Here is a 14,327-nt window from a genome sequence, read left to right on the forward strand (position 1 = left end):
CCCTTAAAACACAAGTTCTTTTTGTTTTGTGCGAACCACCTCCAATTCATAAATCTCGATTTGAGGTGTTTTCTTGCCTTTGTATTCATTTGCCTTTGCTTTACCAATTACATTTATGACTAACGTTCCATTTGATTCTGTAAGCTGATTAAAGTAATTCTCATCGCTTTTAAATCTTATGTATTCAATATCACCATGCTTGAATTTAACTGTTGTCTTATTCTTTTTTCCTAAATGTTCAATTTGTTCGACATCAATTTCAAGATCCGTTATAGCTATTAATGGTTCTTCAACTTTGTAACCCCAATAGTCTTTGTAACCATCAAGTTGAAGGATAAATTCTTTTCTCAATCGTTTTGATGGTATCTCAAAATCAACATTCTGAATATCTTCTTCGATATCTATGTCTTTAAATTTTTCATTCAGCACTTTGTTCACCAGGATTAAGTTCTGTCGTTTAATTGCAAAGCCAGCTGCATTTGGGTGACCTTCAACAAACTCAAATAATCCAGTATCTATAAGCTCTTTCTTAAAATCCTTAATAAACCTTTTGTCATATCCTCGTATAGAGCCACTCAAGATCTCTTTGCCTTTTTCGGGATCGTTCCTAGCTAACAAGACCGGCTTTTTATATTCTTCTGCAAGCTGATTGGCCACCAGTCCAGTTAGGCTTTTATCTAGAATCCCTTCAATGTAAACAATGAGTACTTTATTCGCTGTTAAATTTTTCTCCTCTATTCTATTTTTAATTTCAGCTCCAGCTGCATCTGCAATCCGTTTCTGCTTTGCTTTTAGATTTCCTAGAATCCTAACTGTGTCATCATGTATTGACACAAGCTCAGTTTCACTTTGCCCACGTTTTTTGTAGGGTACCTTTTCTTTAGAAAGGAGGAATGCTCTCATCATTTGATCTTTTTCTTCACTGCTTCCAACCCTAATGGCAGCGTTAATTAAAGGGTTAATAAAGAACTGTGCATTCTGTATGTTCTTGTCACCCTTGGTTGAAAACTCTTGCTTCTTAAACAGCTTCTTTAATAATGGATGTTTAATTTTCTTCAAGCCTTCATTCATAAAATACCTGGTTTCAAGGTTTCTTGAATCAGCCGAATCTGCAATGTTACCAATAGATACAAGGTCTAAGAATTGTTCAGCTTCATTTTTATTTAGCTTTTCATCTACTGCTTGGCAAAATTTAAAGGCCATCCCTGCACCTGTCAGGGTTTTATTTGAATAATTAGGTGAAAGTTGATTATTTACTACGATCGCATGTTCAGACACTCGTTCACATTCATGGTGGTCAATAACAATTATTTCTGTGCTTCTCTTATTAAGAGCCTCATGTTCCTCAAATTGACTTGAACCTGCATCTGGGATTATGACTAAGTCAACATCATCAGGAATTGTATCAATAAAAATCCCATGCTCTTTCCCATCTTGAATTCTGTAATGTATATTAGCTTTCGGACAAATCTTCTTTATGTAATTTATAATGATTGAGCTGGATGTATATCCATCAACATCACTGTCTACCTGAACAAACAATTTATTTTTATTATTTAAATGCTTGATAAGACATTCTGCAGCTTTATCAATATTATTAAGCTTTGAATAATGAATAACTGAACTGTGATCAACATTAACAAACAACTTTGGATTTTCTATGCCTCTATTTTTTAAGATAGTAGCTAAAGGATCGAAATTATAATCATTGTCGCCAATTAGTCTATACTCCATTAAATTCCCCCTTCATCTGTGCCAATCTCAATTTTCCTTCTCATTAGCTCCTCTAGAGTTTCCTTCCCCTTGTCAGCTGGGCTGTCCTTATAATCCAGTAAGCCTTCATAATCCCACAAAACATATACACGAACATAAGGAGTAAATTTTGCTGCGAGCTTTAGAATTTTCTTCTGATATTCAACCAGTTTTTCTTGATATTTCTCCTCTGTTTCATGTTCTTTTGGTGGTCGGTATTTATCAAGAGCAATAAAAACTTCTTCAACACCAAGAGACAATAAAATGTCCCGGTGAAAATTAGAAATATTACTTGAACAAACAGCACAGGTAAAGTTTGATTCACCGTAAAAGTCTTGGCATTTTAACACTGATTTTTCAGATTCGAAAATCAATACTTTCTTGAACCTTTCTATCGAATTTTTTGTTTTATGTAATCCATATAGATTCATCATTGTTTGATGGTTATATAAGATATTGCCAACTTTTAAAGGCATATATTTATAGCCTGCATCGACTTCTTCTTTAATCATTGAGCGCCTACGTATACCAATCAACCTATTATTTAAATCTCGATGAGGAATGGTAATCCCTTCTGTATGAGGTCTAAAATAGTACCCAATCTCAAACTCTTTTAATGTCTTGTGACTTATTCCCTCACCTAGCCACAATTGGTGAGGATAAGGCACAAACACATCTAGTACCGTTTCATCAAAGCTGGGGAGCTCAATATGTATTTTTTTCTTCTTTTTGAACTTCCCCATCCATTCCCAGTCATCAATCAAATCATTGTTTATGTATGTCTCTCTATTCCCAAATCCAAATGTTCTTCCTGCTATTTTGGCAACATATTCGATAGCCTGATTAAAAGAGATTTTAATTCCTTTTTGGCTTTTTGCTCTTATTACAAGTTCAAATACATCAAAATTATCTCCACACTCTGTATAACAGTGAAACTGTTTTGCTTCATGATAGTAATACAGCTTATAGCTCCCGCCAGAAGCATTGTGACAAACAGTTCTGTAAATCGGATTTCCTTGTTGATCCCACTGATTGTTCTCGCTACCTAAATCTTTTAAAATCTTATGTATATCCTCAATGGTCAGGCTTTCTTTTACTCTGTCTTTATCATACTTCAAAGGGCGCTACACCCCTCATCCTGCTTTTATATTCAATTTCTCAACTGCGATTAGTTCATTGTCAAGATTTGTTGTGAAACAGTCCTTAATCCGCATGTTGCCCATATTGATATGGGAGAAGACTTTAACTTTGTCATACTCATTTCCCCTATTTTTAAATACATGTGTAACAAAATTTGGCTCTGGATAAAATCCTTCTTTTAAAATTGGATCAATTGCATCCTTCTCTTTTTTACTTAAAGGAAGAATAATCATTGCAGCATCTGTTTTATCTGCGATGGCCTTACTTCCTCTCAAGTAAGAAGCATCTATTACTTGTCCTTTTAACCATGCTTCTTTCCAATCACCATTCAGCTGAGTTGCACTCATCATATAGACATCGTATTTGTTACATAAGCCCTTTAACTTATCCGACATAAGTAAAAGAATTTGGTCTTCCCTCAAGTTGACCCCACTTTTTTTGCTCATCTCTGAAAAGATTGTTACTGATGAGTGAATATAATCGAAATAAACGTACTCTACATTGTTTTTAATGACGTTCTTTTCAATTGTTCTTTCAATCTCCTGAATATTAAAATCAGGCAGATGTTCGAACCATATGTTAGACTCTTGAAGAACTTTAGCAGCCTTTCGCACAAGTTGTTTTTCTTGTTCATTTATTGTATTTCTAAGGATTTTTTTCTCTTCTACACCACTAATGTAGGCAAGTGCTAAGCTTTGCAATTCTTCGGCCATCATTTCTGTTGAAATGACCGTAGAACTTTCACTCCATGGGTTTGATACCCATTCCTTCTTTTTAGAATCATAAAGTTCGGTTGCACTTAAGCGACAAGCATCAGCGACCATGTTTCTTGTTTTACCGCCACCTGTAATACTTGAACGTAGATAGAATTTTTTCTTCCGTGATCCACGAAAAATTGATGTGAGCATTTCGCTATTTAATGGAACTCCAATATCCGGCGACTCTTCGAATGAATCCAATAATTCATTAATACCTTCTCCACCCTGGATTCCTACACTTTCAGATGAAGTTCTGAATTTTTCTTTTATGTCTACAATCTTCATTTCATAAGCTGCTAAAATTTCATCAATCGACTTCTTATCAAACTGTTCTTGCATCTTTTCCTGTTCTTTTGGGTCAATCAGAGATTCATCATATATTTCCTTAATATCAAATCCCAAGCCATCCATTTCTCTAAGCAGACTAAACTTTTTTAATCTTTTATAGTGGTAATCAAAGTTCTCGACAACTGCCAACTCTTGAATTCTTTCTATATATTCAAGGCCGTTATTATCATGGAAAATTTTATACTGAATATCGTAATCCTTTAGATATCCATCTATTTCAACCTCATTCAATACTTCAGTTCCTTGATGAAATAGGTTGCTCATGGCAAAAAACAATATTGAATGAAACCTTGAAGGAAAATCATCCGAAGTTATCTTATATTTATTGCTCTCTGACAAGATTGTGGGATCTTTTAAAATGCTCCCTAAAACTTGAATTATTGCCTGTTTGTCTTGTAGCAAATGGACTCTCCTTCCTATAGCGTTGAGATATCAACTAGCCCTCTTTTCTTTCTCATTCCTTTTTTTATGACCAAAGTAATTTCTTCTCTTTTATGATTCTTTGGGTCTTCAGCTGATTTTCGGATGGCTTTTTGTCTAATGTAATGCCGCTTTGCTTCATCATAAACAAATGGAACGATTCCAATGCCATCTCCTTCTCTGGGTTGATTATCCAAAGTTTCATAAAAGTATCTAAGCGCTAGCTCAATGCCTTTAAGCTTATACCCATATTCCTCTTGATACTCTTTAATTTGTTTCAACATCATGCCAGTTGGAGATGTAAGACCATATAAATTGCATATGTATTGAATTAACTCTTTTCTGTGATCTGATTCTTGCTTCCAGGTATTAAAACACTTTTCATGGTAATATCTTTTTTTATAAGGAATGGCTGAGTCTTTGTCTAACTTGGTCTCGCAATAAGGACATTTAACTTGTCTCCCCAAATAATCACTCCTATTAAGGAGGAGAGAATAATCCCTCCTCTTTTATTCTGCTAGAAGGTCTTTTAGATCATCTAGAATTACAGACATGACACCTACTTGCTTACGGCTGCACTCAGTAACTTTTATACCCTTACCTAAATGTTTCTCTGTAATCTCATTAACTTCTTCTAAACGGCCTTCTTCATTAAGCTTCATGCCAATTTCTTTAATTTGATCCATTAATGATTTGAAATCAAGTTCTTCTGAAGCGTTGTTTTGTTTTTGCTCTTCGTATGTAACAGCAACAATTCCTTCTGCTTGCTCCTGTCTTTCGACTGCCTCAATAATTGCTTTTTCTAAGTTTTCTGCAGTAAATTCAGGAAGGTACGTGTCAATGTAATCAAATCGGCTACGAGCAAAATGCTCTTCAGTTTCAGCTAACCAAGCACTTGATTTGATTACTTTTCTATCTTCATCAACACCATTAGAACTTAGATAGAGAACAATATCGCTGTTATCAATTACTGGAGCTAAAACTCGTTTATCCCCCTTCGGATATACTTTGCCTTTTTTGTCTTCAGCAGCATGTGCAATAAAGATAACCGTAAATCCTACGCCAATTAATTTATTGATTTCTTCCCATACTTCAGTTTCATACTCTTTCCAAAGGCCAAACCCATCATTACCATCTTTAATCCGTTCTACATCATATTGCTCGCATACATATCTAGTCGCATATTTAGCAAAAGCGTCTACTTCATCAACAATGATTGTCTGATACATTTCTTTGGCTTTTTCAGCATTTTTAGTTAACTGTTTGTTTACCTTTTTAAAATCAGCCCAACTATTGATAGGCATGAATTGGACACCGGCAATGGCATTTAATCCTTTTTCGAATGGCAGATATAACGGTTTCTTCATCTGAGTGCTTTGCTTAGTTTTACCTAAGTTGTTAGAACCGTAGATTGTGATAACTTTTCCTTCTAATCCTTTTGCTACTACAGAAACTTGTGGGTTGAAAATATCAATTGCCATTATAGTTCTCCTTTTATTTTGAATTTGTTGGGTGAGTCGGAGCTCACCCCAGTTATGTATTAGATTAATGATCTATTTTATTTTAGAAAGGGAGATCATCATCTGAAATTTCAACCGGCTTTGAAGGCTTGTTATTAGGAGCACTTCCACCAAAGCCAGACTTTTTATTGTTTTCATTGCTGCTTTCGTTCTTAAGTCCTTCTAGATAAGTCTCCCTTTCAGTCAATGCTTTTTTAATTACTTCTGGGGTAAAAGCATTTTTACTATCTTCATCATAAGGATCGTTACCCCCTGTAACTAGATACTCTCTTTTTGTAATTGAAGTGATTTCTTTTTTGTCTTCTCCAAATGCAGCAGTTTTGGTTGTTACTTTTTGTTCTTTATAATTAATGATCTTCCCAAAAACGTTAACCGTAGATCCTTTTTCATAATTGTTTTCAACATATTGAGAACCTTCCTTAGTGACTACAAATGTAAAAGGAATGACTTTCCCGCCATACAAAGGGATATAACCATTTAAATTAACTCTCCCTGTTTCTTCACCTTTAACTTTTTCTTCAGTCACATTTTTAACAAACAGTTCAATATCAAATTCAGCTTTAGGATTAAATTCTTCATTAGCATCTAGTCTGTTAACAAAGTTAGTGGTTAACTGTGGGTACGCCTTTAAAATCCCTTGAGAGTAATATTCGTTTAATCCAATCTTCCCTTGGGTGATTCTCACTTTATCAGCTTGTTCTCTCCCATGTTCTGCAACGGACTTATAATCACTTATGATAGTTTGGTACCCTTTTGCAATAGCATTATCTGTGCCATCAGCTTTCTTATATTTTGAAAATCCTTTCACTGTATGTACTTCGTTAGGCGCAACTTCAATGTCTAATTCAATATTCAATCCATTTCCATTTTTCCATTCAGTGTGTCGTACTTCAGCTAAAGTTCCTTCAATTGTTACAATGTTATCTGCTTCGCGTAATACCGTTTTGTTTTCTGCCATGTAAATAATCAGCCTCTTTCATTTATTAATTAATTTTATTTTTACTCTTATTATTTCTATAATGAGACTTGCTGCTAAACTTACAATCTCTAATACCAAGTAGTTTGTTTAGCTCTATGTATCTCTTTTTAGGAAAATGCCAAGGCTCTGGATCGCCTTTAATATTTCTTACTTTAATGATCGTATTATGTCTTACAGTAATCTTTAGATTTCCATATGAATATGTCTTTGAAATAAAACCTTTCTTAATTGCTGCAGGCCTAAATTCCTTTACCAACATTACATTCCTTGTTAATTTTTTTCTAGCCTGGTCTTCTTCGATGTCATAATTCCTTTTAACATCATTTCTATAGGCTTCTATTGCAGCTGGGCTAATTTTTAATATCTTCAATTCCTTTTTCACTTTACAACCTCCTTTCTCTCTGTGGGATATTCTTATCTTACATCACGCTTACATTATCGTCAATAGTAATTTTATTTTTATTCTAAATAATTTTTAAGAGAAGTTCCGTTCTAAACGGAACACCTTGGGCGAAGCTATTCATATTTCTTTTTAAGCTCTTTAAAGGTTACTTTCTTCAAATCGTAATCATCCATTGCAGATGAAGTAGCATTGTCGGTATCCAAAGCCTCTTGTTTATAAGTCTCAAGACTTCCCTTTGGTTCAATAGCCAAATCAGACAGTTGCTTTACGTTTTTATATATATCAAGCAGATAATCATAATTATCATCGAACTCAGAAGGATGATTCTTCATTGATTTAATCTGCTTTTCAATTGTCTCTTGAGTATCTTCTAAATCTGAAATCTTGCCTTCATCTTCATAACCTGCGTAAAGCTGAACTAATGCATCATTAAAATCGCTAACATATGTTCCATTTACTTTATGTAGGTCATTAAAAATAACATCATGCCATGTTGTCTCAACTTCGTTAATTATTTCTTCTGAACTTGCACCTAAGGAAGTCATATCAGTGACAAGACTTTCTTCTTTCTTAGAATATGCTTCTAGCTGCTCAAGTTTTTTGTTCTTTTTGTAAACTTGATAGCCATAGATTCCTCCAATTATAAGTGCAACCACCGCAAAAACTGAAACAATCCAAATAACTTTTTTAGTTTTCTTTGGCTTTTCTAAAGGTAACTCCCCTGTAGCCTCATGATCCATGTTGTTTATCCCCCTATGGTAAAAAAGAATCATTAATTCAATAACATATTACCATGAAGGGAAAAACTTAACAATTCCTTTTGAAATTAAAATAAAATGATAATTTTATTGGGTTATAAGGTCAGAGAGCCACCCAATGGCAGCTCCTAGAGTTGTTCAGCCTCCGACTCTAACTTCCATAGTAGCTCATCCTCCAATAATATTAATCACTTTACTAACCCCCAAAAACCATTTTAATACTCTCCCTTAGGATTAAAGAGAATTATATCATGGATTTATAATATTTAAACAATTTCACTCCATAACCATACATCCATTGTTTGCAATGTAAATCCATCAGGTAGCTGCTTCATTTTCACATTTACATTGTATCTTCTGCCGGTTGTTTTATGTACAATAGCCAGTTCTTCTCCATTAAAGAAACGTACAATGGCCTCATCAAATTCAATTGGCTGATTAATTACGTATCCCTCTTTTAATGCTCTGATAAACAAATAAGGGTCATTTTTATACAGCTCATAAAGAATGTTCGCATATTGTTCGTTTTTGTCTCTAAGTAGTTCAAAATTAATCAACGGTATGTATAAGTCTTTGTCTGATAAATTTAATTTGTTTCTAAAGTATTTAATTGCTTCATCTTGCTCTTTAGAAATTATGTTTGGCATTCAGTTAACCCCTTTATCCGTATGATAACTGGGCTAATCTTAGACTAGCCCAGCTTGACTCTAGTTAAAATTCCACCAGACCATCATCCTTAGCCCCTTCAGCTATTAAACTATAAGCAGCCAGAAGATGCTCTTTGATTTTCTCTTTTGTTTCTTCCCCGAAAGCATCAAAACCAATTTTAACATCGCTTGAGTAATTAATTTTCCTATTCCCTACTTGAACTACATTTTCCTTTTTAATTTCAGCAATAAAATAAGCATTTGCTAGAGTTTTTCCTAAATACTCCTCTGTAAATGGATCATAATCATCAAAAACCTCATACCGTATTTCTCCGATTCTAAGCTTTTGCTCACTCATAGGCTCATCCCCTGTTTTGAAATTTTTGGTACTACTAAATTATATACCAAAACACACAAGGGGAACAAGTGTTCTCTTCGAGTTTTTTTATTTATATTCGATTACTGTATCATCTAATGCTAATCTAGGTGTGCCGCTGTCGTATGTATTATGTATTAAAGTTGTACTGGAAGCATTAAACGTTGCATATGGATGTGAAAGCACTCTTGTTCCAATACCTTGAACATCATTCCTAATTAAACGAACCTTTTTTGTCCCGTTTAAATATATCCCATAACCTTGATCTGAATCTCTGTTAAACATGATTTCATTTCCTCTTAACATATGCTCAAAACCACCTATTAAATGTATCGCAATAATTGCTTTGCAATTATATATCTGGTTATCATTTATTCTGATATTGTACATATCAGCTGCTCCCATAATTGCAACATTTCTTGGTTCAAATATCTCATTCCTTGTTAGGAAAACTTCTGAATCTTTATCCCAATATATCCCGTAACCTTTTCCACTTAATAAGAAATCATTTAGCTTAATTCTGACAGATTGAGACCTTTCACAATATAGACCTCCATATAGATTGGAGAACTTATTGTTTATGAAGGTGACATCATCAGAATCCATTACTTTAATTGCATATGCTGAAGTTGTACCTTTCCCTTTATTATTGCTTACTTTAATATCTGATGAATTTCTCACCTGGATCTGAATACAATCGCTGTCTTGTATTCTGTTGTTTGAAATGGAAACATCTTCGGCCATATGTGTTGCTATTGCACAATTTGAAGCGTTCTTTACGGTATTATTATCAATCGATACCCCTTTCCCTCTAATCATCATGCCTATTTTAAATCCTTGAATATTGTTGTCAGTTATTTGAATTCTGTTGCCAGTCTCAGTGCTCGAAACGCCTACAGAGTCTATTCCATACTCCTTAGATTCCCCTTCATTTATTATCTTGTTACCCTTAATACTCACATCTGTACTGTAGCCATAGGAAATAACATTGTCACAGTAATTATCTTTGATTGAAACTTTCCCGCTTGTATGAGCAGTAACCGAACCACGACCATTTTTTCTAAACCTGCAATCAGAGATCGTTAACTCATAAGGATGATCATACTTCTTTCCGTTTTCGCCATAGCCCTCTAAATCAATACCTAGTTGTGGGCCAATTGTATCCCCTCCAGCTTCCTCTATATCACAGTCTTCAACCAATAACCCTTCGCAACCGTTAGTAGCTAAGTTGTTCCGTCTCCCTCTTTTCAGTTCGCATTTTCTTACGGTCACACTTTTTGAAGGTGTATAAACCGTCCCTGGATAATTCATCATTCCATGTGCAGCAATCCAAATATTATCTCCTATACAATCTGAGATTTTAACATTTTCAATTAAAATATTTTTGCTCCCATGAACATGTATCCCGAATCCCCATTCATGTGTTTTTCTATTGGTATCAATTAGAGAATAATCATGTTGATATCGGTCACCTATAATACGACCTCCTCTAATTATTACGTTCTCTGCAAGCCCAATATAAAAACAAGAATAGCCTTGATATCCATTATGATTAACTTGAAATACTGCTTCTGGGTCTAAAAGAAGCTCCATATTTGATGGGATTTTAATCCCTCCACCAACCTCAGGATTGCGTTGATTTAATGTATTTACTGAATCAATAAGAAAATTCCCTTTTGGAATTTCAACAATTGGAAAGCTATTCTCTGATGCATAAGTAAAAGCTTCACTAAACCCTTTAGTTGTTTCAATTGGATTAGAGTTAAATGCATTAATTCCCCACTGATCAAAGTCAACATAGTATCGTATGGATTTATTCAACAATGTCATGGTGCTACACCAGCCATACAATACACATTTTCATTTATGAATTTAGTTAAAACAGCAATATAGTCATAAAAAACTTGATTCTTTGTTCCATCCCGTCCAGCCAATGTAAAAGTATTAAACATTTCTCTACGTTGTTCAGTGCTTATTTCAAGTTGGATACTCATACCAGTGCTATTTTTATTAGCAATGTTCTGTTCATTTGTACCGGCTAAACGTGAGCCTTCAGGCAACAATTCTGCAGAAAAGCCTGCACTGATAAGTAATGATGTAATCTTTGCTGCTTTTACTCTGTCTGTCCCACCGACTAAAGTGTGTTTTTCACTTGATGCATACCCATGAATTGAGATTGTTAAATCATGCTTATTTAATAAATCTAAAGCTTGAGGTTCATCAAAATTAGTACTTGTAATATGCAACTCAGAAGCCCCTGGTATCCTTAAACCTTCAAATAGATAGGTAGAATAAAACTTACTTAATTCTCTTGCAAGCTCACTAGTCCCTCCTTCAATACCTCCTCCATGTGGAGCCAGAATAAGTACACGCCTATCAACATTGGCAGTTAAAATGTTATAGTTCAAAGGTGACTCATTTGCTTTCAACTCTTCAAAATTACTATACTTATCTGCAGCTAGAACTGAACTGGGATTAAATAATGCAAACAATGAAGTAACTAGGATTGGAAAAGACTTCTTGTCTGTGATATACTTATATAGCTTCGTAACCTTGCGAAGTGACAGGTGGAGAAGGTTAGGCCCGCCAAAGCTCGCCTTCTCTGCCCCCTTAACCTCTTTTTCCTCTATTCTGTTTTTAAACTTCAACAATTAACAACTCTCCTTATATAATTTTATTTTTATTCTTTATTTTCTTCTTACAAACAATCACATTAGTAGCACCCCCTTATCTGAATAAAAAATTACTTTTATTTAGACATACAAGTTAAATCCAAGACACAATACTACCGCATTCTAAATGCACGTGTTCCCAATCTCCTTCCCAAGGCCCTTCTACCAAGTCAACCTCATAATCAACTTCATCTTTTTCGATTACTTTTTCACATTCGTTGCAGAAGCAGGTAAACATTTTCACTCCTCCTCTTTCTGTAAAATATCGTTTTTATTTAGAGTTATTGGGACTTATGTATTCTTTCCACTCGTCTTTTGAAACTTCTCTAATTACTTGACATGCTGTGGCCTCAACTTTACCACTATCCGCATCTACAAAATCCTTTTCTTTAATCTTCACCTCAATAAGTACTCCGTCTTCCTTTCCATAGTAAGTTGATTGTTCGATCGCTGCCTTTTCATTAAAAAATAACCTTCCGCAGTTCGACCAACTATCTATTACTCCTTCCGCTTTAGCTTCTTCTCCTATCACATACTCAAAGTTCTTGTCATAGAAGCTCGTTAATTTTCCGTTCTGTTTCCTTACAAATTTATAGAAATTAGTTTTATCAAAGAAATCCTTTGTATCTAATTTAATTTCAGTACATGGCGCTGATACAGATTCTTTTAGAAACCCATCAAGACCAATTCTATACTGATCATCATTAATCTTCAGCGTCATAACTGGACTCTTATTAATGTCATTTAAAAGATCGTCTAAGTCATTAAACTCTAAATTAACCGGCTCTTTAAAGTAGTCTTCGTCTAAAACCATGTCAGCAATTTTGTCTACAGCTTCTCATAGGTTAAAGTCTTCATCTTTTTCGTCTTCGAACAATTTGTCATAGTTTATCCCATACATACCTCCCATTTGATCTTTCAATTCTTCATATGTATTAATGGTTAAGTCCATGCATGTTAGCACAATACGAATGAATTCTGGCTTAGAAATTGTGTATTCTTTATCTGTGTATTTTTGCACTCTTAACAATGAGACAATTGGAAAAGCAGTTTGGCTATTAAACTTTAAAATTCTCTGCGAGTTATGTTTCAAAAAATCTTCATGTAGAGTAAAAGCTTCGGTCTTAAAATCAAAAGCTCCCATGCAGACTGTAAAATCAAATGTATTGAAAATTGACTCAGCATCAGAGAAAAATTTAAAGTGGATCATTTGTAGCTTTAGTCTTTTTTTGATAAATAGCGTGGCTTTTTTAGTGTGTGACGTTACATAGACATTGCTATTCCAACACTCTTCTAAGAATGAACATGCTTTTTTATCACTTCTAAAATAGATATCCACATCATTTATCTCTTTATTATTAAATAGACTTGTAATTGCCCCACCTGCAATAATAGCTTCATTCCTTTTAAGTGCTTCAACTAACTCTTCACCTAAATATGCGTACAGTTTATTCTTTTCAAATTGATAACTCATCAAAATTCCCCTTTTTTAATTTTATTTTTATCTTTATAAAATCTCTGTTTTATCTAGACTTCTGTTAACTTACTTTTTCTAATTTTATTTTTATCCAACAAATCAATTATGTAAGTCTCATACATGTCATCCCAATAAGGATCTGTTCTCGCTATGTATTTCTTTGCTCTTCCGTTTTCCTCTATCTTAAAAGTTTGCCCCTTTTGAATATCGGTGAACTTTTTCTTTCTCCAAATTCCCCTGATCAACACTTCAACTTCTTTAGCCTCTACTGTTTGCTGCATCACATTCCTCCTTTTTGATTTTCGTTTATCAAGCCTGAAGATAACTATTCTCTTTAGAATGACAGCAAAATCGAATCCCATTAAGTACCACTGCCTTATCACTTTATATATCACCTTCGCTTAGCTAATATGTTCTAAGTAGGAGGTGATATTTTGTTTGTATCGCCAATGTTATTGCATTCGATAAAGGAACCATTAGATGACGAGAACTATATCACTGAGCTCAAATTTGATGGAATCAGACTCATCCTTTCTAAATTTGATAATCAGATTAAGCTATACACTCGCCACAACAATGAAGTAACAAGCAAGTTTTCTGAACTCTTGGATTTAGATATCCCAGATGGTACAGTACTTGATGGTGAAGTCATTGTAGCTGCCCCAGGTGGTGCTCCGGACTTTGAGGCTGTAATGGAACGTTTTATGTCCAAAAAATCAGCCCATAAGATTGTTTACTGTGTCTTTGATGTTATCTACAAAGACGGTCAGTCAATTGCAGCTAAGCCGCTCATCGAACGAAAGACAGTTCTGAACTCACTTGAGCTGAATCATCCTAATGTCTTTGTAATCGAAGGAATTCAAGGTAACGGACTCGCTTACTTTAACCTGGCCAAAGAAAAGAATTTAGAGGGGATCGTACTCAAGAAAGCTGACTCCCCTTATGAGATCAATAAACGTTCACATAATTGGCTGAAAGTGATCAATTATGATTACACTGAAGTTCTCATAACCGGCTACACCAAAAAGGATATTAAATTCCTTCTATCCTATCCGGATGGAACTGCAGCTGGGTTTA

17 protein-coding genes are annotated in these 14,327 nt (G+C 34.5%); 1 reads left to right on the forward strand and 16 read right to left on the reverse strand.

The features are described 5' to 3' along the window. Positions 1-3 precede the first annotated feature (3 nt). The 16 genes from recJ to MOF34_RS19765 form a co-directional block, all read right to left on the reverse strand. Positions 4-1,734 carry a single-stranded-DNA-specific exonuclease RecJ gene (gene recJ, locus MOF34_RS19690; protein WP_268401428.1) on the reverse strand — a complete coding sequence of 577 codons (1,731 nt, stop codon included), beginning with the start codon at positions 1,732-1,734 and terminating at the stop codon, positions 4-6. Next, the gene (locus tag MOF34_RS19695) at positions 1,734-2,870 is read right to left on the reverse strand and encodes a hypothetical protein (RefSeq protein ID WP_268401429.1); all 1,137 of its coding nucleotides are present in this window, start codon (positions 2,868-2,870) and stop codon (positions 1,734-1,736) included. The genes recJ and MOF34_RS19695 overlap by 1 nt, the downstream gene beginning before the upstream one ends. 15 nt (positions 2,871-2,885) lie before the next feature. Beyond that, positions 2,886-4,400, reverse strand: a complete 1,515-nt coding sequence (locus MOF34_RS19700) for a replicative DNA helicase (protein WP_268401430.1) — start codon at positions 4,398-4,400, stop codon at positions 2,886-2,888. Positions 4,401-4,414: 14 nt separating this feature from the next. After that, positions 4,415-4,885, reverse strand: coding sequence for a hypothetical protein (locus MOF34_RS19705; RefSeq protein ID WP_042976136.1), 471 nt, complete (start codon positions 4,883-4,885; stop codon positions 4,415-4,417). 42 nt (positions 4,886-4,927) lie between these two features. Then, positions 4,928-5,899 (reverse strand): ATP-binding protein, encoded by a 972-nt coding sequence (locus MOF34_RS19710; RefSeq protein WP_268401431.1) that lies wholly within the window; start codon positions 5,897-5,899, stop codon positions 4,928-4,930. Between the two features lie 82 nt (positions 5,900-5,981). Continuing rightward, positions 5,982-6,896 (reverse strand): hypothetical protein, encoded by a 915-nt coding sequence (locus MOF34_RS19715; protein WP_268401433.1) that lies wholly within the window; start codon positions 6,894-6,896, stop codon positions 5,982-5,984. A 25-nt stretch (positions 6,897-6,921) separates the two neighbouring features. Continuing rightward, entirely contained in the window at positions 6,922-7,299 is a 378-nt protein-coding gene (locus tag MOF34_RS19720; RefSeq protein WP_268401434.1) for a hypothetical protein, read from the reverse strand. Positions 7,300-7,433: 134 nt separating this feature from the next. Beyond that, positions 7,434-8,060, reverse strand: a complete 627-nt coding sequence (locus tag MOF34_RS19725; RefSeq protein WP_268401435.1) for a hypothetical protein — start codon at positions 8,058-8,060, stop codon at positions 7,434-7,436. A gap of 284 nt (positions 8,061-8,344) precedes the next feature. Further along, positions 8,345-8,725, reverse strand: a complete 381-nt coding sequence (locus MOF34_RS19730; protein WP_268286893.1) for a hypothetical protein — start codon at positions 8,723-8,725, stop codon at positions 8,345-8,347. A 64-nt stretch (positions 8,726-8,789) separates the two neighbouring features. Then, a complete protein-coding gene (locus tag MOF34_RS19735) occupies positions 8,790-9,083 on the reverse strand; it encodes a hypothetical protein (RefSeq protein ID WP_106021405.1) in 294 nt (97 codons plus the stop codon). 87 nt (positions 9,084-9,170) lie between these two features. Beyond that, positions 9,171-10,931, reverse strand: a complete 1,761-nt coding sequence (locus tag MOF34_RS19740; protein WP_268401436.1) for a right-handed parallel beta-helix repeat-containing protein — start codon at positions 10,929-10,931, stop codon at positions 9,171-9,173. After that, positions 10,928-11,752 (reverse strand): poly-gamma-glutamate hydrolase family protein, encoded by an 825-nt coding sequence (locus tag MOF34_RS19745; RefSeq protein WP_268291902.1) that lies wholly within the window; start codon positions 11,750-11,752, stop codon positions 10,928-10,930. Before MOF34_RS19745 ends, MOF34_RS19740 begins: the two co-directional genes overlap by 4 nt. A 115-nt stretch (positions 11,753-11,867) precedes the next feature. Beyond that, a complete protein-coding gene (locus tag MOF34_RS19750; protein WP_216394158.1) occupies positions 11,868-12,011 on the reverse strand; it encodes a hypothetical protein in 144 nt (47 codons plus the stop codon). 33 nt (positions 12,012-12,044) lie between these two features. Continuing rightward, positions 12,045-12,494, reverse strand: a complete 450-nt coding sequence (locus tag MOF34_RS19755; RefSeq protein WP_268401437.1) for a hypothetical protein — start codon at positions 12,492-12,494, stop codon at positions 12,045-12,047. 117 nt (positions 12,495-12,611) lie between these two features. Next, the gene (locus tag MOF34_RS19760; protein ID WP_268401438.1) at positions 12,612-13,247 is read right to left on the reverse strand and encodes a hypothetical protein; all 636 of its coding nucleotides are present in this window, start codon (positions 13,245-13,247) and stop codon (positions 12,612-12,614) included. Between the two features lie 53 nt (positions 13,248-13,300). Then, positions 13,301-13,534, reverse strand: coding sequence for a hypothetical protein (locus MOF34_RS19765; protein ID WP_268401440.1), 234 nt, complete (start codon positions 13,532-13,534; stop codon positions 13,301-13,303). A gap of 150 nt (positions 13,535-13,684) precedes the next feature. On the opposite strand from MOF34_RS19765, the gene MOF34_RS19770 reads away from it, so the two are divergent. Continuing rightward, positions 13,685-14,327, forward strand: a 643-nt coding sequence (locus MOF34_RS19770; protein ID WP_268401439.1) for an ATP-dependent DNA ligase, incomplete at its 3' end; no start/stop codon positions are given.

It is taken from the genome of Bacillus sp. T17B1 (assembly GCF_026796395.1).
Lineage (GTDB): Bacteria > Bacillota > Bacilli > Bacillales > Bacillaceae > Bacillus > Bacillus spizizenii_A.